The organism is Polaromonas sp. UBA4122, from assembly GCA_002381615.1.
In the GTDB taxonomy this organism is placed as follows: domain Bacteria; phylum Pseudomonadota; class Gammaproteobacteria; order Burkholderiales; family Burkholderiaceae_C; genus Polaromonas.
Genome location: DFWY01000062.1, coordinates 1 through 18,946, shown reverse-complemented (window position 1 = coordinate 18,946; position 18,946 = coordinate 1). Strand labels below are relative to the sequence as shown.

Annotated in this window: 15 protein-coding genes; 10 read left to right on the top strand and 5 right to left on the bottom strand. The window is 56.3% G+C overall.

Annotation, left to right across the window (positions count from 1 at the left end; translation table 11 throughout):
* Positions 1-113: 113 nt before the first annotated feature.
* From istA to B3F77_RS07995, 4 genes are all read left to right on the top strand, one after another.
* On the top strand, positions 114-1,637 hold the full coding sequence (gene istA, locus B3F77_RS08010; protein WP_293604450.1) for an IS21 family transposase: 1,524 nt from the start codon (positions 114-116) through the stop codon (positions 1,635-1,637).
* The gene (istB, locus tag B3F77_RS08005; RefSeq protein WP_293604449.1) at positions 1,630-2,463 is read left to right on the top strand and encodes an IS21-like element helper ATPase IstB; all 834 of its coding nucleotides are present in this window, start codon (positions 1,630-1,632) and stop codon (positions 2,461-2,463) included. Before istA ends, istB begins: the two co-directional genes overlap by 8 nt.
* A 502-nt stretch (positions 2,464-2,965) precedes the next feature.
* Positions 2,966-3,640, top strand: coding sequence for a DNA adenine methylase (locus tag B3F77_RS08000; protein ID WP_293604448.1), 675 nt, complete (start codon positions 2,966-2,968; stop codon positions 3,638-3,640).
* Positions 3,637-4,467, top strand: a complete 831-nt coding sequence (locus tag B3F77_RS07995; protein WP_293604447.1) for a hypothetical protein — start codon at positions 3,637-3,639, stop codon at positions 4,465-4,467. The genes B3F77_RS08000 and B3F77_RS07995 overlap by 4 nt, the downstream gene beginning before the upstream one ends.
* A gap of 3 nt (positions 4,468-4,470) precedes the next feature.
* Here the strand turns inward: B3F77_RS07995 and B3F77_RS20945 are convergent, their stop codons facing one another.
* The 5 genes from B3F77_RS20945 to dnaA form a co-directional block, all read right to left on the bottom strand.
* Complete coding sequence (locus B3F77_RS20945; protein WP_414702977.1) at positions 4,471-5,064, bottom strand: 7-cyano-7-deazaguanine synthase; 594 nt, start codon at positions 5,062-5,064, stop codon at positions 4,471-4,473.
* A complete protein-coding gene (locus B3F77_RS07990) occupies positions 5,057-5,854 on the bottom strand; it encodes a PfkB family carbohydrate kinase (RefSeq protein WP_293604446.1) in 798 nt (265 codons plus the stop codon). Before B3F77_RS07990 ends, B3F77_RS20945 begins: the two co-directional genes overlap by 8 nt.
* 1,212 nt (positions 5,855-7,066) lie before the next feature.
* Positions 7,067-9,700 carry a DNA topoisomerase (ATP-hydrolyzing) subunit B gene (gene gyrB, locus B3F77_RS07985; protein ID WP_293604445.1) on the bottom strand — a complete coding sequence of 878 codons (2,634 nt, stop codon included), beginning with the start codon at positions 9,698-9,700 and terminating at the stop codon, positions 7,067-7,069.
* Between the two features lie 92 nt (positions 9,701-9,792).
* A complete protein-coding gene (dnaN, locus tag B3F77_RS07980) occupies positions 9,793-10,899 on the bottom strand; it encodes a DNA polymerase III subunit beta (protein WP_293604444.1) in 1,107 nt (368 codons plus the stop codon).
* 254 nt (positions 10,900-11,153) lie between these two features.
* Positions 11,154-12,548 (bottom strand): chromosomal replication initiator protein DnaA, encoded by a 1,395-nt coding sequence (dnaA, locus tag B3F77_RS07975; protein WP_293604443.1) that lies wholly within the window; start codon positions 12,546-12,548, stop codon positions 11,154-11,156.
* Positions 12,549-13,703: 1,155 nt separating this feature from the next.
* On the opposite strand from dnaA, the gene rpmH reads away from it, so the two are divergent.
* The 6 genes from rpmH to B3F77_RS07945 all read left to right on the top strand — a co-directional run bounded on the left by rpmH (position 13,704) and on the right by B3F77_RS07945 (position 18,523).
* A complete protein-coding gene (rpmH, locus tag B3F77_RS07970) occupies positions 13,704-13,838 on the top strand; it encodes a 50S ribosomal protein L34 (RefSeq protein WP_007862708.1) in 135 nt (44 codons plus the stop codon).
* Between the two features lie 50 nt (positions 13,839-13,888).
* Positions 13,889-14,299 (top strand): ribonuclease P protein component, encoded by a 411-nt coding sequence (locus B3F77_RS07965; RefSeq protein ID WP_293604442.1) that lies wholly within the window; start codon positions 13,889-13,891, stop codon positions 14,297-14,299.
* Positions 14,296-14,610, top strand: a complete 315-nt coding sequence (gene yidD, locus B3F77_RS07960; protein WP_293604441.1) for a membrane protein insertion efficiency factor YidD — start codon at positions 14,296-14,298, stop codon at positions 14,608-14,610. Before B3F77_RS07965 ends, yidD begins: the two co-directional genes overlap by 4 nt.
* Complete coding sequence (gene yidC, locus B3F77_RS07955; RefSeq protein ID WP_293604440.1) at positions 14,607-16,364, top strand: membrane protein insertase YidC; 1,758 nt, start codon at positions 14,607-14,609, stop codon at positions 16,362-16,364. Before yidD ends, yidC begins: the two co-directional genes overlap by 4 nt.
* A 50-nt stretch (positions 16,365-16,414) precedes the next feature.
* Positions 16,415-17,860: a tRNA uridine-5-carboxymethylaminomethyl(34) synthesis GTPase MnmE gene (gene mnmE, locus B3F77_RS07950; RefSeq protein WP_293604439.1), complete on the top strand. Its 1,446-nt coding sequence runs from the start codon at positions 16,415-16,417 to the stop codon at positions 17,858-17,860.
* Between the two features lie 171 nt (positions 17,861-18,031).
* Positions 18,032-18,523 (top strand): Crp/Fnr family transcriptional regulator, encoded by a 492-nt coding sequence (locus B3F77_RS07945; protein WP_293604438.1) that lies wholly within the window; start codon positions 18,032-18,034, stop codon positions 18,521-18,523.
* Positions 18,524-18,946 lie beyond the last annotated feature (423 nt).

The following is an 18,946-nucleotide window of genomic DNA, read 5'->3' as shown; positions in this document are numbered from 1 at the left end:
TGTTGGCGCCGACCGAAAATTGACCATTTAGAGCGAGAAGTGCCGACCGAAAATTGACCAGGGTGTTCCACTGTCCTGCTGATTAATTCAGCAGGTACCAAAAGGTGATCACCATGGACGTAATAGGCAAGGTAAGACGCTTAAAACTGCGCGACAAACTCTCCACCAGTGCGATTGCGAGGGCCACAGGCCTGTCACGCAATACCGTAAAGAAGTGGCTCAAGGCCCCTGGCGACATAGCCCCGAAGTACGTGAGGGAAGCCCCTGACGGCAAGCTCACGCCCTACAAGGATGTGTTGGGCCAAGCATTGAATACGGATATGCACCGTCCCAAGAAGGGGCGGCGCAGCGGCAAGGCCTTGTTTGCCCAGATCCAGGCACAAGGCTACCGGGGCGGCTACAGCGCGGTGACCGATTTCATTCGTGCGTGGCGTGAGCAGAGCAACCAGTCCCCCAGCAAGGCGTTTGTTCCATTGAGCTTCGAGTTGGGTGAGGCGTTTCAGTTCGACTGGAGTGATGAGGCGCTGGTGGTGGGCGGCGTGTTCTACAACCTGCAGGTATCCCATCTGAAGCTGTGTGCCAGTCGGGCGTTCTGGTTGGTTGCCTACCCCAGCCAGGGCCATGAGATGCTGTTCGATGCCCACACCCGCTCCTTCATTGCTTTGGGTGGTGTTGCCCGGCGCGGCATCTACGACAACATGAAGACGGCCGTGGACAAGGTCAAGAAGGGCAAGGGGCGCATCGTCAACGCGCGCTTCTCGACGATGTGCAGCCATTACCTCTTCGATCCGGACTTTTGCAATGTCGCTTCCGGTTGGGAGAAAGGCGTCGTGGAGAAGAACGTCCAAGACAGTCGCCGGCGAATCTGGATCGAGGCCGGTACACGTCGGTTCGGATCATTCACTGAACTCAACGCCTGGCTGGGGGAGCGTTGCCGGTCGGTATGGGAGGACACGGACCATCCGATTCACAAGCAGTTCACTGTGGCGGAGATGCTGGAGCTGGAGCGCGCTCACCTCATGAGCATGCCCGAGCCGTTCGATGGCTACGTGGAGAAACCTGCGCGCGTGAGCAGCACCTGCCTAGTATCGGTGGCACGCAACCGTTACTCGGTCCCCTGTGAATGGGCAGGTTCCCTGGTCAGCACCCGCCTGTATCCAAACCGAGTTGATGTCGCCTATGCGGACATGGTGATCGCCAGTCATGCGCGGCTGGTGGGCAAGTCGCAGACGACGTACGACTGGCAGCATTACATCGATCTGGTGCAACGCAAGCCGGGTGCCTTGAGAAACGGCGCCCCGTTTCTTGACCTTCCGTTGCCCCTGCTGCGATTGCGGCAATCGCTCCTTCGACACCCCGGAGGGGACCGTGTCATGGCACAAGTTCTGGCGGCGGTTCCGCAGTCCGGACTGGAGTCTGTGCTGGTGGCTGTGGAGTTGGTGCTCGAAGGTGCGGCACCGAATGGCAGCATCAGTGCAGAGCATGTGCGAAACGTACTGGCGCGACTGAACTCACCGCAAACGCCGGAGCAGGCACAAACGCATCTGAAACTCACGCTGATACCCAGGGCGGATACAGCGCGTTATGACCGACTACGTCCCACACACCAGGATGGTCAGGAGGTGAGGCATGCGTGATTCCAAACGCGATGTGCAAAGCGCACTCAAAGGGTTGCGCCTGAATGGCATGGCCACCGCCTGGGCCGACTTGATGGAGCAGGATGGCGGATCGACCATTGAGTCATCGCGGTGGCTGCTGGAACACTTGCTGGATGCGGAAGACGTGGACCGTCAAATGCGCTCTATCTCGCACCAGATGAAGTCGGCCCGCTTCCCCATGCACAGGGATCTGGCCGGGTTTGACTTCGCAGTGTCTCAGGTGGACAAGGCGCTGATTCAGAAGCTGTCGGACCTGTCGTTCACCGATGACGCTCAGAACGCCGTCCTTATTGGCGGGCCTGGTACCGGCAAGACCCATCTGGCCACCGCGCTGGGAATCTCCGGCCTGACCCGCCATGGCAAGCGTGTGCGGTTCTACTCAACGGTGGATCTGGTCAATGCACTGGAGCAGGAGAAGGCGCAAGGAAAGGCCGGGCGGATAGCAATGAGTCTGATGCGAACCGACCTGGTCATTCTGGACGAGCTGGGGTACCTGCCATTCAGCCAGGCGGGAGGCGCCTTGCTGTTTCATTTGCTGTCCAAGTTGTACGAGCACACCAGCGTGATGATCACGACCAACCTGACGTTTGCGGAGTGGTCCAGCGTGTTTGGCGATGCAAAGATGACGACGGCGCTCCTAGACCGGCTCACCCACCACTGTCACATCCTGGAGACTGGAAACGAGTCCTACCGATTCCGCCACAGCTCCACCGAGGCCAAGGGAAAGATCAAATCCAGGGAGTTGCAACGCAAGGTTGATGCGGGCAAGAGCGAGGTTCAGAAAGTCGAGGCAGAACCGTTCTGACCACCTGACAGAGATTCAAAAGGAGCCAGCAAAACCAGCAAGAGACTATAGTTATCCACAGTTGGCAATCAAACAGCCAGCAAAAGCCCCTGGTCAAAATTCAATCGGCACAGGTGGTCAAGATTCAATCGGCGCCAACAGCCTGCCGGCATGCGCACTTGCTCTGCGAGGTTTCGGGGGTGTCAATGATTGACGAGCGAGATCCGCCTCTGCGAGTCAAATTCAGTACGGGAACCCCTTTGACGGGTGACATAGTTAATGAAAAGAAGGCCTTTAATTCATAACGATATTTTCACATTTTAGGTCACACCCCCCGTGTCGTCGTGACAAGGAAAGTGAAAGGATCCGGCGTTTGTGTCACCAAAAGTGAAAAATCCCGCGCTTCATCGAAACAGTGGCATCGACGACGGTTGGAGCCAACTCTTACCTCGGTCCGAATGGCCAATCAGCTTCAGTTAAAACTTAGCTTGACACCATCGCCAGAAATGACGATGCTTGTGTCATGCGATACGACGGCGGCAAGGGCACCTGTTATGCCCATCTAATCAATCTGATCCCTCCACACAAGCGGTATATTGAGACCCACCTTGGTGGGGGTGCTGTTATGCGGCACAAACAGGCCGCGCTTGAGCAATTCGGCATTGAGCGCGATCAAGCAGTCGTAGACATGTGGCGGCGTGAATTCAGCGGCCTATGCAAGCTTGTGCATGGCGATGCGATTGAGTGTTTGAAGAACATCCCTCTTGATGCGGACACCGTGGTCTACGCCGATCCGCCATACCATCCAGATACACGCCGCCGGGCCCGCGTCTACCGGCACGATTACACCGTTGACGACCATGTGCACTTGCTGGATTGTTTGACCGCGCTCCCATGCAAAATCCTGATTTCGGGCTACTCGTCACCACTTTATGAGCAGCGACTTGCGGGCTGGCATCAGCACAAGTTCCACATGCGCACGCGCGTTGGGATGCGTGAGGAGTGCGTTTGGTACAACTATTCAAAGCCTGACATCCCGCACGACGATCGCTATCTCGGTGAGGGGTTTCGTCAGCGCGAGGTAATTCGCAGACGGCAAGACCGTCTGCGCCAAAGGGTCCAAAAGCTGTCCCTTGCTGAGCAGGCGTCTCTACACACATGGCTTGGCACGCTGATTTCGACTGGGAGCGGGGCATGAGCCAAACTGTTAGCTACTGGGTCAATGACACCGAGAGACGTCGAGAGCTACCTGATGCGAATGAGCCTGTTGTTCCAGGCATCTGCTGGGGCGATCATTGGAACTTATTTACGCCCGCGTACTGGGTGTCTCAGCTCTGGATGAGTGACCTGGATGGAAAGGCACACTCACCGTATCGGGCGCAAGGAAGCTTGGCCGAGGAGTTGGTGTTCTGTCTGCTCGGCGGATATGGGATCACAGCGGAACTGGCCATGGCGGCGTTCAAGGCATGCCGCGATGCCGATTTAATTGCCAATCTGAACGCCTCCACGGAGAATTGGGTTGAGGTCCTGAGGCGCCCACTTGAAGTCGGTGGCCGCAATATCCATTACCGGTATCCGAATCAAAAGGCAATCTACCTTGCAGACGCGATGAAGTGCGTTCGGAACAAGCAGATCGATCCACAGGGAGGTCGAGCGCTGCGCGACAGTCTTTTGCGGGTACGCGGTGTTGGTCCAAAAACCGCAGGCTGGGTCGCGCGAAACTATTTAGACGCAGACGATGTGGCCATTTTGGATATTCACATCGTTAGAGCAGGGGTTCTCTGCGATCTTTTTACGCCCGAGCAAAAAGTTGAACGACAGTATTTCGAAATGGAGGCGCAATACATCAACCTTTGCCACGCAATGAATGTTCGACCAGCGGTTCTTGATTGCCTGATTTGGGACCAAATGCGCACCGTTGGCAGACTCGCGCTCGATGCAATCAAGCACAAATTTGGGCAGGACGATCCAGTAAGTAGCAATGCACCTAGACCGCAGCAGATGCCGCTCCCGCTTGCACACTAAGTCTTACCGCGACCACCCGAGTGCAGCCATAACTTCGGAGTGCTTTTGACAGCCTGGACACGTTCCGCACGCCAATGGGCCTGAATGGCACGAATGGGCCCACGCCAAAACCGAAGGGGAAACGTTCGATTGGCGAACCAGTTGTTCGCTGGTTAGATTTGCTGCCGGTGCCTGCAAACCAAGCGCACCTTCCTGTTGGAGCAAGACCAGTCGGAGATAGTGTAAGAAGGCTTCTGACCCGTCTTTATGGCGGCGGTCAGTCACCACAGTGCCAATCGTGACGGTATCGCAACCGGTTTTCATTGCCATCATGCTGGCGATTGTGATCAGGTACTGGTTGCGAAATGGCCAGAACTCCGCGTGTTTAGAGTGTGGCGATTCGGCTTCGCCAGCCAAGCGGCCACTACCTAGGCCAGGGATCTTAGCCTCCAGTACCTCATGTCTTAGACCAAGATCCTGGCAAACCTGAGCTGACGCTTGGAGTTCGGCTTGAGCCGGTCGTTGTCCATAGTCAATGGTCAGGCAGACGGACGGCCGCCTCCAAGCGGCGAGTGCGATCGAATCAATTCCCCCAGACAACAACAGCAGTTCAGACATCTCCCATGACTTTCCAGCAGGCCGCATATATTCCAGTGGTCAAGTCGTTGGTCACATAGCAATCCGACCCCAGGACCATCGTGAGCGAGTCTGCGGATACAGACTCAGCAACCGCAATGACTGGGATGTTCTTTGCTCTCGCATACCCGACCTCAAATAGCGTCCCGGGGTCAAGGCCATCGAGAAGAGCCAACACCACACCTGACGAATTGAGGCCACTCAGATCCTGTGGGGCAACCTCGGAGGGCAGGCCAACGCCTATATCGTGAATCGGCGAAAACACGCGAAAGCCCATATCTTTCAAGGCTCCCCGCATTTCATCGATGGCCCACTGCTGCGAGGTACTGAAGAATGGGCCTGCAAGATAAATCTGCGTTTCAGGTATTGGCCGCTGCGCGCATGCCCCAAGCTTATGGTGCGCAGTACGAGCTTGCGCGCGGAAGTCTTCGAGCTGGTCGGGCGTAAATCGATCCAGGCCTGACTCGACGTAGGCTGCCGCCAGACGTGAAGCAAACCAGGCCGCCTGAATCGGATCGATCTCCTCGACCAACCAGGCGAAGGCAAATCCGGCTGAGAAAACATCGCCTGAACCGATCTTGTAGACCCGTGTGGTTGGAAATGGGTAAATCCAAGCACTAGACGTTGCCGTATGAACAAGCGCACCTTGCGGACCACACTTGATAATGGCAACCGACGTCCCAGGCGCTTGCAACAGAGCCTTGGCGATTGAGTTTGGATCTTGCTCGCCTGTAAGGGCCCGTCCCTCAGAGTGCGAAACAACAACGGCCAATTCCTGCGCCGTAGATCCGTTTGATGAATAGGCTTGGGCTCGTGAGCCATCTTGGGGATCGTATACAACGCGCTTTGCGTGAGTCGTTGGACGTCCTTCAACCATCCCAAAGACCAGGAGTCGGTCCGCCTCGACCGGCGGTTGCTGAGGAAGCGCTGGTATCGACAACGGATGAATATCCGGACGGCCAAGTGGATATCGGTATCGAAACCAGACATCAGAAGTGCGTTGCCGAGCATGAAGCGTGTACCCAAGGTGTTTCGCAATGCTCACAAACTCTGGCCCAAGAGTTGGCCCTGTAGCAGTGAATAGCGCTACATCAATGCCACTGTCGCGGCCGAGGTTAACAAGCACGGCTGCGGCGCGAGCACCGCTTCCACGAAATACTATGCGCCGTGGAAAACTGCACTCCTCGCCATACGCCCCTCCAACTACCGTTAGGGTCCTTCTCATACCGGCCTCACATCAACGACGCAATGCCCTCCCGAAATCGAGACAACCTCAGCCTCAAAACAGTATCCATTCAGGAGGCAATTAATAAGGCTACTTATTTTGGGACCTGTGAGCGTTCCAGCGACTGACATGCCATGACTCACTTGGACAGCATGCTGTGGCGCGGGAGCCATACCAATTGATAGTACATGCCCGACGGTAAGCAGAGCGACAACCGCCGGCTGCGGTGAGTTAAGCGAAGCACGAAATGACAACGTTCCGCATGGGTCACGTGGCGGCGTGGGCTCCCACCCGCTTGATCCTGAACCTCCCATAGTTGCTCCTAATGTTCATTAATAAATCAATGCGTTTGGCCAACGTTGCTATCGCTCTTGACAACGATTTGCTACATCGATGTCATCTGAGCATAACGTGTATTCATGCTGCCACCCGAAATTCAATGTCATCGTTAATCAGGCTTCGCCATACCCTGGCCGACCTGCATGGCGAGAACGAGTGCGCGTCATGGCTGTTACTGCCGACGCGGTGTTGGTGCCGGTGCCGATGCGATATTGATCCAGGTGCCGACGGTCAATCCTAATGCTGGCAACGATTCGCATAGCCGATGCATGGGTCAGTGCAATCCCGGCACGTGGGTCAATTCTCGACCGGCCGCAACACACAGATTTCACTTACTGTGTCGCCCGACACCCCTAGACCTATATCAAGACTTTTTGCACGATGTGAGAATTTTTGCAGGAATTTTGAGAACCTACACAATCAGATATCAATATTGGCCGCCCTCAACGCATTCTGCTCAATGAACTCCCGGCGCGGCTCGACTTCATCACCCATCAGCATGGTGAACACACGATCGGCTTCAATCGCGTCATCAACCTGCACCTTGAGCAGGCGGCGCACTTTGGGGTCCATGGTGGTTTCCCAGAGTTGGGCGGGGTTCATCTCGCCCAGGCCTTTGTAGCGCTGGCGTGCAGTGGCGTTTTCGGCCTGGCCAATCAGCCAGCTCATGGCCTGGCGGAAGTCGCTGATTTTTTCTTCTTTTCTCCGCTCGCCTTCGCCACGCATGACTTTGGCGCCGTCGCTGATCAAGTCCTTGAACATGGTGGCCGCTTCGGCCAGCGTGGCGTAGTCGGCGCCGTGTACAAAGTCCTGCGTCAGCACGCTGCTCTTCACGTTGCCGTGGTGATGGCGGCTAATGCGCAGAAGGGGTTTGTCGGTGCGGGTGTCAAACTCACCGGCCACTTCGGCGGGCGAGCCTGTCACGTTCAGCTCGCGCAGCCTGGCTTGCAGTAGCGCGGCCGAGGTTTCGGCTTCGGCCATGGTATCGAGATTCAGCGACACGCCATCGGCAATAGCACGCAGGGCCTCTGCATCCATAAAGCCGCGCAGGCGGCCAATCACCGACTCGGCCAGCTGGTGTTTGCGTGCCAGTTCGGCCAGTGCGTCACCCGTCAGCACGGTGTTTTCGTCGGCGCCGGTTTGCACAACCGCGTCTTTCAGCGCAATGCGCAGCAAAAAGGCGTCGAGTGCCTGGGTGTCTTTCAGGTACTGTTCTTCCTTGCCGGCTTTGACCTTGTACAGCGGCGGCTGCGCAATGTAGATGTAGCCGCGCTCCACCAGCTCGGGCATCTGGCGGTAAAAGAAGGTGAGCAGCAGCGTTCGGATGTGCGCGCCGTCCACGTCGGCGTCGGTCATGATGATGATGCGGTGGTAGCGCAGCTTGGCCACGTTGAAGTCATCAGGGCCTGGCGTGCCATCGGTCCCCCGCGTGCCGCCTGCATTGCCAATACCGGTGCCCAGCGCCGTGATCAGTATCAAAATTTCATTGCTGGTCAGCAGCTTTTCATAGCGGGCTTTTTCTACATTCAAAATCTTGCCACGCAAAGGCAGGATGGCCTGGAATTTACGGTCGCGGCCCTGCTTGGCGGAGCCGCCGGCGGAGTCGCCCTCGACCAGATAGATTTCGCAGCCGGCGGGATCTTTTTCCTGGCAGTCGGCCAGCTTGCCGGGCAGACCCATGCCGTCGAGCACACCCTTGCGGCGCGTCATGTCGCGGGCCTTGCGGGCGGCTTCGCGGGCACGGGCGGCTTCAATGATTTTGCCGACGATGATCTTGGCGTCGTTGGGGCGTTCCTGCAGGTAGTCGTACAGCAGTCGGCTCACGATCTCTTCGACAGGGCCACGCACTTCACTGGACACCAGCTTGTCTTTGGTCTGACTCGAAAATTTTGGTTCGGGCACCTTCACGCTCAACACGCAACACAGGCCTTCGCGCATGTCGTCACCGGTGACCTCCACCTTGGCTTTTTTGGCCAGTTCGCTGTCGTCGATGTACTTGTTGATCACGCGCGTCATGGCGGCGCGCAGGCCGGTCAGGTGGGTGCCGCCATCACGCTGGGGAATGTTGTTGGTAAAGCACAGCACCTGCTCGTTGTAGCCGCTGTTCCACTGCATGGCCACTTCCACGCCAATGTTGGTGCCCTGGTCGCTCTGGCGGTCGCCCATGGCAGCAAACACGTTGGGGTGCAATACGGTTTTGCCTTTGTTGATGAACGCCACAAAGCCCTTGACGCCGTCGGCACCGGCAAAGTCGTCTTCCTTGCCGGTGCGCTCGTCTTTCAGACGAATCTTCACGCCGTTGTTCAGGAAGCTCAGCTCACGCAGGCGCTTGCTCAAAATCTCGTAGTGAAAATCGTTGTTTTCCTTGAAGATGTCGGTGTCAGGCAAAAAGTGGACTTCGGTGCCGCGCTTGTCGGTAGAGCCCAGCACCTTCATAGGGGAGACTTCGAAGCCGTTGACCGTATCGACGATGCGGTTCTGCACAAAGCCTCTGGAGAACTCCATGACATGCACCTTGCCGTCGCGGCGAATGGTCAGGCGCAACATTTTTGACAGCGCGTTCACGCAGCTCACACCCACGCCGTGCAGACCGCCAGACACCTTGTAGCTGTTCTGGTTGAACTTGCCGCCGGCATGCAACTCGGTCAGGGCAATCTCGGCAGCCGAACGCTTGGGCTCATGCTTGTCATCCATCTTCACGCCGGTCGGGATGCCGCGGCCGTTGTCGACCACGCTGACCGAGTTGTCGGTGTGGATGGTGACAACGATGTCATCACAGTGGCCCGCCAGTGATTCGTCGATAGAGTTGTCGACAACCTCAAACACCAGGTGATGCAAGCCAGTGCCGTCTGACGTGTCGCCAATGTACATGCCAGGACGCTTGCGCACGGCCTCCAGGCCTTCCAGGATCTGGATGGAGCCTTCGCCATAAGCTTCTGATGCGCCCGCCTGGTTGGTGTCGATTTTTGGCTGGAAATTGGAGCTTTCCTCGCCTGCAGCACCATCGCTGACGTGAACTTGATCGGCTTCGTTCGGTTTGTTTTCTTCAGTCATAACCCGCTTTTCTCAATCTCTTGAATGACCAAACCCGCGAAGGTTCGCGGGTCTGTTGTTTCTTATGGCGTGTGCTTCTTGTTAACTATGCGTCAAATGCGCATCGGCATCACCACGTATTTGAAGGCTGCATCGTCTGGAATAGTCAGCAGCGCCGAGCTGTTGGAGTCCGCCAGCTCAATCTTCACCATGTCCTGGTCCATGTTGGCCAGTGCATCAATCAGGTAAGTCACGTTAAAGCCAATTTCTATGGGTTCGCCGCCGTAGTCGATGTCGAGCTCGTCGACGGCTTCTTCCTGCTCAGCGTTGTTGGAGGCCACGCGCAGCGTGCCGGGTTCGATATTCAGCCGTACCCCCTTGAACTTTTCACTGGTAAGAATCGCCGTGCGCTGCAGGCTGGCCAGCAGCGGCAGGCGGCCCAGCGTGATGATGTTTTTGTGGTTCTTGGGAATCACGCGGTTGTAGTCGGGAAATTTACCTTCGACCAGCTTGGTCACAAACTCCATGCCTTCAAAGCTGAATTTGGCCTGGTTGCCGGCAAACTGCATCTGGATCGCGCCTTCCTTGTCGCTGAGCAGGCGCAGCATTTCCAGCACCGTCTTGCGTGGCAAAATCACTTCCTGCTTGGGCACTTCAACGTCGAGCGTGGCCGACGAAAACGCCAGCCGATGGCCGTCGGTGGCCACCAGGCTCAGTTGTTTGCCTTCAACCACAAACAAAATGCCGTTGAGGTAGTAGCGAATGTCATGCACCGCCATGGCAAACGACACCTGGTTGAGCAGTTCCTTGAGCACCTTTTGCGGCACCGAAAAGCTGGGGCCAAAGTTGGCGGCTTCCTGTACCAGCGGGAAGTCTTCAGCCGGCAGGGTCTGCAGCGTGAAGCGGCTTTTCCCACCTTTCAAAATCAGCTTGTTCTGCGCTGACTCCAGCGTCACAGTCTGGTCGCTGGGCATGGAACGCAGGATGTCGATGAGCTTGCGGGCGCCTACCGTGGTGGTGAAGTCTCCGGCGTCGCCATCGAGTTCAGCGGTGGTGCGGATCTGGATTTCAAGATCGCTCGTGGTGAGTTGCAGCTGCGCGCCGGTTTTGCGGATCAGCACGTTGGCCAGAATCGGCAAAGTATGCCTGCGTTCCACAATGCCTGCAACCGATTGCAGAACCGACAAAACTTTTTCTTGAGTGGCTTTCAGAACGATCATGTCTTCCTCTGTATTTATCTTTAATTCTTTAATTCAAATTAGTAGTAGTGATAAGGGCGGCGCCTATCTGTGAACAGCGCCATTTTCCCCTTTTTAATCAAGCACTTGGCGTTTGTTTAACCTTGTGTTCAGACGACCTTGAAGTATCTTGTCAGATATGAACAACTTTCGATTGTCAGCTACTGCTGTGGATAAGTCATAGCTTGTTCAAAAGTTGTCCCCATACTTATATCGCAGTACAAAAGCATTTATTTTCAGCCTTTCAGGGTTTGTTCCAGCACGTGCAGCTGCTGATTGAGTTCGGTCATCTGCTGGCGTTCTGCAGACATTTTGCGCACGGCATGCAACACCGTGGTGTGGTCGCGCCCGCCAAACAGCTCACCGATCTCGGGCAGGCTTTTTTGCGTGAGTTCCTTGGCCAGGTACATGGCAATCTGCCGCGGCCGGGCGATGCTGGCAGGCCGCTTTTTGGAATACATGTCGGCGACCTTGATCTTGTAGTAGTCGGCCACCGTCTTCTGGATGTTTTCAACAGAAATCTGCCGGTTTTGAATCGACAGCAGGTCACGCAGGGCTTCTCTAGCCAGCTGGATAGAGATTTCCTTGAGGTTAAACCGCGAATAAGCCAGAATTTTGCGCAGTGCGCCTTCCAGTTCGCGCACATTGGAGCGGACGTTCTTGGCCACAAAAAACGCGACTTCTTCCGGCATGACCGCTCCCTCGGCCTCGGCTTTGCGAATCAGGATGGCTACGCGCATCTCCAGTTCGGGAGGCTCGATGGCCACCGTCAAGCCGGAGTCAAAGCGTGACACCAGGCGCTCATGGATGTCGGTCAGGCCTTTGGGATAGGTGTCGCTGGTCATCACAATATGCGACTTTTTGGTCAGTAGGGCCTCGAAGGCATTGAAAAACTCTTCCTGTGTGCGGTCCTTGTTGGCAAGAAACTGTACATCGTCAATCAGCAGTAAATCCAGCGAGTGATAGCGTTCCTTGAACTCGTCAAAAGTCTTGCGCTGGTAGGCTTTAACCACATCTGAAACAAATTGCTCTGCGTGGATGTAGAGAACTTTGGTAGCCGGGTTGTCAGCCAGTAGCTTGTTGCCGATGGCATGCATTAAATGGGTTTTACCCAAACCGACGCCGCCATAGATGAAAAGCGGGTTGTAAAGCTGACCCAGACTGCTGGCAACGTGGAGCGCGGCGGCGCGGCCCATGCGGTTGGCGGTGCCTTCAATCAGGGTGTCAAAGGTCAGCGCGGTATTGATCCGGTTCTTGAACGGCGTGCCTGCAACTTCTTCAGGCATCCCGAGACCGGCCGGTTCCGAAACCCCCACTCCTTCAAAACTTCTAACTAAAATAGCAGATTTTTCGGGTATTTCCCGAGGAGCGAGCGCTAACTCAAGAGGAATTCTCTGGCCTGATATCTTTTCAAGCAATGCGGAAATACGGGCTGCATATTGGGCTCGAACCCAGTCCAGTTTAAAGCGGTTGCCGACCTGAACGGTGACTTTGGACAGGTCGGGGGCCACGTTGACAACCAGCGGACGGATCCAGGTATTGAACTGCTGCCCGGGTAATTCCTGGGCCAGATGGTCAACACAGGTTTGCCATAAGTTGTAGCTCAGGTCATGGATGGCTCCCTCACTCATGACTGGTTTTGACCGGGTTGTTGACGCAAAGCAGCCAGCAGCTGCTTGTGGATATTGTTAATTTTGAGCACTCGCAATTGTAGTCGGGGCGCTTAGTTATCCACAAAATAATTACTTCTGGTTTAACCCTATTTTCGGTCGGGCCTGTCCCCGGGCCCGGAAAAGCTTGGTACGAGATTACAGGCTATCTAGCCCATAAAAATAGAGGTTTTTGTCATGGCATTGTTGTCATAAATTTACGCGCCCTGAGATAAGAGCCCGCCCAAGTTCAGTGAGTTATTGGTCAGGCGTAAGCACATCATCATGCTGGAATAAACGATGAAATCCTAAAAATGAGTACTTTTTACTTATTTTAAAAACTGGAAGGCCAGCGCAATAACCATGGGGACAACTTTTGAACAAGCCATGACTTATCCACAGCAGTACCTGACAATCGAAAGTTGTTCATATCTGACAAGATACTTCAAGGTCGTCTGAACACAAGGTTAAACAAACGCCAAGTGATTGATTAAAAAGGGGAAAATGGCGCTGTCCACAGATAGGCGCCGCCCTTATCACTACTACTAATTTGAATTAAGAAATTAAAGATAAAGATAGGGGAAATCACGATCGCACTAAAAAGCAGACATAGCGTGCCCAATGTCGGCCACCTTGCCGAGTTGTCAAACCACTGAATTTAATTGATGACGCCAACCGGCGACTTGACCACCACAGCAGGCAACCGCAAACGCATCAACAGTTCATGTCTCATGCCCAGCGAGCAGACCGTGCCGGCTAAAGATTTTTCGGTGGTTTACACCTTACCTCGAAAAAAACCATCATTTTTACGGCTACCCTCACGTACGCGGCACTCCACGGATCAGTCTCATCCTGGTCTTTACTCCCACTACACGAGCTAACGGGTTGCCAGTGTTGAGAAATCTGTGATAATCATGGGTTTCCCTGATTCGTAGCGGATTGATACCGCTTGCACGACCTTGCCGATTGATTCAATTTCAATGATTGATCGGCCAAGTCGTTGCTGGTGTGTTGCAAGTCCTGCAAACTTGCAAAGTTGGTTGTGTTGTACGGCCACCAAGATCATTCAGATCGCCAGGGGAAGCTTTGTAGCTGACAGCCCAGTAATAAGCCGAATTAAGGCTAGTAGGATTTATCATGAAACGCACATACCAACCTTCCAAAGTCAAGCGCGCACGCACGCACGGCTTTCTGACGCGCATGAAAACGCGTGGCGGCCGCGCAGTGATCGCTGCACGTCGCGCCAAAGGCCGCAAGCGCCTGGCCGTTTAAGCCCGCTTTCTACAGGCCCTTCGCAGTTTTCTGTTCTTGAGCTGGCGCTAGTGCAGCGGCTTCAAACCCGACCGCAGTTTCAGGCAGTACTTGCCGGTGCCATTGTTGCAAGAACAACGCACTTCGCATTGCACCGCAATGCATTGGACGCCAGGGGCCTGCAAATACAGCCCGGCAAGCTTGTTGATGCACCGGTGCTGTTTCCGATCCAGGATATATGGATAGGCGCGATGGTTCCCAAACGCTGGGCCAAACGGGCCGTCACGCGCAATGCCATCAAACGACAGATATACACCGTGAGCGCTGATTTTTTGCATCAGTATCTACCGGCCGCTTTTGTGGTCCGCTTGCGGCGTGGGTTTTCCCGCACCGAATTTGTCAGCGCCAGCTCCGAGCCACTCAAGCAGGCGGTGCGCGCAGAAGTGCAGGCGCTGATGCAGGCGGGAGTAAATGCTCCATGAAACCGATTGCCGCCCTGATACGTTTGCCACAAACCATGCTGATCGGCCTGGTGAAAGGCTACCGTTTGCTGCTCAGCCCGTGGCTGGGTTCAGCCTGCCGGTTTGAACCCAGTTGTTCGGCCTACTCGCTGCAGGCGCTGCAGCAGCACGGCGCGGCCATGGGGAGCTATCTGACGCTGCGTCGCTTGGTGCGCTGCCACCCTTGGTGCGACGGCGGGCACGATCCGGTGCCGCCCAAAGGTCCTGCTTCTCTTTTCACCCGTCTGGTCACGCCTGTGACTTCCACCTCTTCTAAAAAGACGCCGTCATGAACGACATCCGCCGCACCATTTTGTGGGTGATTTTTGGTTTCTCCATGGTCTTGTTGTGGGACCAGTGGCAGGTTTTTAACGGCCACAAGGCCACCTTCTTCCCTTCAGCCACGCAGACTGCCAAGGCGCCTGTATCCCCCTCGTCCAGCGCTGTGACGGCGTCTTCCGTGCCGTCTTCGTCGCCAGCCAGCGCAACCCCAGGATCGCCCGGGGCTGTGCCTACGGGTGCGCCATCAATAGCACCGTCCGCGACTAAAGAGAGCGTGGTGGTGAGCACCGATGTCTTCACACTGACCTTTGACAGCGAAGGCGGGACCCTGGTCCACTCGGTGTTCAATAAATACAAGGACATGGCGGACAAGGACGTGGGTTTTAAGTTGCTGGACGATAGCGCCAGCCGAGTTTATGTGGCGCAGACCGGCCTGATTGCGGGCGGCGCAGGAGGCAGCTTCCCCACCCACAAAACACCGATGACGTTGGTGCCCGGCGAGCGCGTGCTCAAGGACGGCCAGAACGAACTGCAGGTCAGGTTTGAGTCGGCCGACATTGGCGGTGTCAAACTGGTAAAAACTTACACGCTCAAACGCGGCGCTTACGACATTGCCGTGCGACATGACGTGATCAACACCGGCAGCGCGCCGCAGGCCCCGCAGCTTTACATGCAGTTGGTGCGCGACGGCAATGAGCCGGTCTCCAGGCTTCCTGCGCCGGTGTTGTTGCAATGGTTTGGTGTCAAGAACATGCCATCCTTCTATTCCACCTTCACCGGCCCGGTCATTTACACCGAAGCCAAGAAATACCAGAAAGTCACCTTCAAGGACATCGAAAACAACAAGGTTGATGTTGAGAAAGAGGCGACCAACGGCTACGTGGCCATGGTGCAGCATTATTTTGCATCGGCCTGGATTCTGGGCGATGGCCTGCAGCGCGACCTGTTTTTCCGTAAAGTGGACACCAACCTGTATGCCGTGGGCTTGATTACGCCGCTTGGCACCATTGCACCGGGAGCGACCAAGAGCATAGCCTCGAAATTATTTATCGGCCCACAGGAAGAAAAAATACTTGAGGCGCTGACCCCCGGCCTGGAGTTGGTGAAAGACTACGGCTGGCTGACCATTCTGGCCAAGCCGCTGTATTGGCTGCTCGACAAGCTGCACAGCTTTATTCAAAACTGGGGATGGTCCATCGTGGCGCTGGTGCTGCTGCTCAAGATCGCCTTTTACTGGCTCAATGCCAAGGCCTACTCCAGCATGGCCAAGATGAAGGCCATCAATCCGAAGATCACGGAAATGCGCGCGCGCCTGAAAGACAAGCCGCAGGAAATGCAACAGGCGATGATGAAAATCTACCGCGAGGAAAAGGTCAACCCCATGGGTGGCTGCTTCCCCATCATGATCCAGATCCCTGTGTTCATTGCGCTGTACTGGGTGTTGCTGTCCAGCATCGAGATGCGCAACGCGCCGTGGATGCTGTGGATCACCGACCTGTCGTCGCCCGATCCCTACTTTATCCTGCCCGTCGTCATGACCATGACGACCCTGCTGCAGACGGCGCTCAACCCTGCACCGCCTGATCCGATGCAGGCCAAGCTGATGTGGTTCATGCCGCTGATTTTCAGCGTGATGTTCTTCTTCTTCCCGGCAGGCCTGGTGCTGTACTGGATCACCAACAACATCCTGTCGATTACACAGCAATGGGTGATCAACACCCGGATGGGTGTGCCGCCGCAGTTCAACCTGCCGAAGTTCAGATAATAAAAAGGGCCGCAAAGCAAAACTTTGGGGCCCTTTAACATTGCGGCTTCATGCTGGCCCGACATCACCATCCCATAGTTGCCATCGCCACTGCACCCGGGCGCGGGGCGGTGGGCATCGTTCGCGTTTCGGGTAAAAACATTGCGCCGGTGATCGCCGCCGTTTGCGGCCGCCTGCTTTCACCCCGCCAGGCCACCTACCTGCCATTTCGCGACGCGCAAGGGCAGGCGATCGACCAGGGCTTGGCCATTTATTTCCCCGCGCCCCACTCCTATACCGGCGAGGACGTGCTGGAACTGCAGGCCCATGGCGGGCCGGTGGTGCTCCAACTGCTGCTGGCACGCTGCCTGGAAGCTGGCGCTGCGCCCAACCCGGCCACCGGCCAGGCGGGGCTGCTCCAGTTGCCCGGGCTTCGTATTGCTCAACCGGGCGAATTCACCGAGCGCGCCTTCCTCAATGACAAGATTGACCTGGCACAGGCCGAAGCCATTGCCGACCTGATTGATGCCAGCACCGAAACCGCTGCCCGGTCGGCTGCCCGGTCGATGTCGGGCGAATTTTCGCTGGCGGTGAACACGCTGCTGGAGCAACTGATTCATTTGCGCATGCTGGTCGAGGCTACCCTTGATTTCCCGGAAGAAGACATCGACTTTCTGCAAGCAGCCGATGCCCAAGGCCAGCTGCTGCGCCTGCAAACCACCCTGACCAGCGTGATGCAGCGCGCCATGCAGGGCGCCATCCTGCGCGAAGGCATCAAGGTGGTGATTGCCGGCCAGCCCAATGCCGGCAAGAGCTCGCTACTCAATGCGCTGGCCGGTGCGGAACTGGCCATCGTCACGCCGATTGCGGGTACCACGCGCGACAAGGTCTCGCAGCTGATCCAGATTGAAGGCGTACCGCTGCACGTGGTCGATACCGCTGGCCTGCGCGAGGCGCTGGACGAAGTCGAAAAAATCGGCGTGGAGCGCGCCTGGGCCGAAATTGAAACTGCGGACGCGGTCCTGTTTTTGCACGACCTGACCCGGCAGGATGCCACGGACGAGGGCCAGGACGCTATTAATTACATAGCTGCTGACGCCCGTATAGCGAGCGTATTAGGCAAAAAACTCCCTAAAAATACGGCCGTCATCGATGTCTGGAACAAGTCGGACCTGGCCAGCCCCGACGTGCTACACAAGGTGAGTGGCGGCGTGCTGGTTTCAGCCAAAACCGGTGCCGGCCTGCATGCCCTGCGCCAGCTGCTGCTGCAGGTGGTGGGCTGGCAAGCCGCACCCGAAGGCGTGTTCATGGCGCGCGAACGCCACTTGCGCGCATTGCACAACGTGGAAGGCCAACTGGCCACGGCGGCGGCTCAGCTGCACGCCGCCAGGCCCGCGCTGGACCTGCTCGCGGAAGATTTGCGCCAGGCGCAACTTCACCTGAGCGAGATCACCGGAGCGTTCACTCCCGACGATTTGCTGGGCGAGATTTTTTCCAGATTCTGTATAGGTAAGTAGTCCAGGCGCCTGACTGGCGCTGGCCGCAGGCGGGCGATACACGGCGCAGGCAAGGTCCTGCCGGGAGGGGTTTTTCTGGCGCAATGACAAGCCGCTTTTCATGTATCAGGTGTAAGGGGGCGTTAACCTCTCTTGCGGCGCTTGTGATGCAAAGCTATCGTCTTCTCCACTATGAACGCAGCATTACCCGCAGCCATCCGTTTTGACATTCAGGGCTTGACCCAGGCCATCATGCATTGCCACGCCAGTGACGCCTTGCGTTGTCAATTCAGCCAGCCGCACTGGGACATTCTGGCCAGCCACCTGCAGCCATTTGCTCTGAACAATGGCCAGGTGCTGATGGAACAAGGGGCACTGGACCGTACGCTGTATTTCATTGAAAGCGGGACTCTGAGCGTTCACTATGAGGACGAAAAAGCGCGCGTCCGGATGGCCTTGGTGGGTGCTGGAACCGTGCTGGGCGAAGGTGCTTTTTTCTCGCACCTGCCACGCAGTGCCACGGTGCAAGCATCAACGCCCTGCAAGCTGTGGTGTCTGACCCCCCTGCGCTTTGTGGAACTGGCCAACCGCCACGGGTCGATTGCGCTGGAGTTGACCATGGCCTTGGGTGCTGTAATGGCCAGACGCCTGTACAACCGCCCCAGGCGTGTGGCAGTTACCTGATATCGGAAGGGTGGCCGTTTTGGCGTCACTTGATGCGCCGTCAGGCCATAGAACGCTGAATTGAGTTGCCCTTGTTGCTTTTCGAGAAAAGCAGTCCAACGTGGTTGGTGTGTCTTTTACCGCCATCTGTGTTTACAATTAGATACAATGTTTGGTGAATGAAAGCTCACTGAGTAAACTACCGCAGCAACGAACTTGCAGCATCGCAGAAATAGCGCCATTTCCTTCACTGAAGGAAGAGGCCCGATGCGCAGCCTCACGAGAACTCTTTACATGTCTTTTTTCAACTGGTTTTCCAGCAAATCCCGCCAGGCCACATCCACTGCAAACGATGAGCACAAGCGCGCCGTCACGGGCCGCGACAAGCCCGCAGTCCTCCTGCCCCCGCGGGGGGGGCCCGCCGCCGCCAAACCTGGGGGAGAC

Bases quoted from the DNA above. Each gene is read 5' to 3' on its own strand.
- istA (WP_293604450.1), top strand. From the start codon at position 114: ATGGACGTAATAGGCAAGGTAAGACGCTTAAAACTGCGCGACAAACTC.
- istB (WP_293604449.1), top strand. From the start codon at position 1,630: ATGCGTGATTCCAAACGCGATGTGCAAAGCGCACTCAAAGGGTTGCGC.
- B3F77_RS08000 (WP_293604448.1), top strand. From the start codon at position 2,966: ATGCGATACGACGGCGGCAAGGGCACCTGTTATGCCCATCTAATCAAT.
- B3F77_RS07995 (WP_293604447.1), top strand. From the start codon at position 3,637: ATGAGCCAAACTGTTAGCTACTGGGTCAATGACACCGAGAGACGTCGA.
- B3F77_RS20945 (WP_414702977.1), bottom strand. From the start codon at position 5,064: ATGTCTGAACTGCTGTTGTTGTCTGGGGGAATTGATTCGATCGCACTC.
- gyrB (WP_293604445.1), bottom strand. From the start codon at position 9,700: ATGACTGAAGAAAACAAACCGAACGAAGCCGATCAAGTTCACGTCAGC.
- dnaN (WP_293604444.1), bottom strand. From the start codon at position 10,899: ATGATCGTTCTGAAAGCCACTCAAGAAAAAGTTTTGTCGGTTCTGCAA.
- dnaA (WP_293604443.1), bottom strand. From the start codon at position 12,548: ATGAGTGAGGGAGCCATCCATGACCTGAGCTACAACTTATGGCAAACC.
- rpmH (WP_007862708.1), top strand. From the start codon at position 13,704: ATGAAACGCACATACCAACCTTCCAAAGTCAAGCGCGCACGCACGCAC.
- yidD (WP_293604441.1), top strand. From the start codon at position 14,296: ATGAAACCGATTGCCGCCCTGATACGTTTGCCACAAACCATGCTGATC.
- yidC (WP_293604440.1), top strand. From the start codon at position 14,607: ATGAACGACATCCGCCGCACCATTTTGTGGGTGATTTTTGGTTTCTCC.
- mnmE (WP_293604439.1), top strand. From the start codon at position 16,415: ATGCTGGCCCGACATCACCATCCCATAGTTGCCATCGCCACTGCACCC.
- B3F77_RS07945 (WP_293604438.1), top strand. From the start codon at position 18,032: ATGAACGCAGCATTACCCGCAGCCATCCGTTTTGACATTCAGGGCTTG.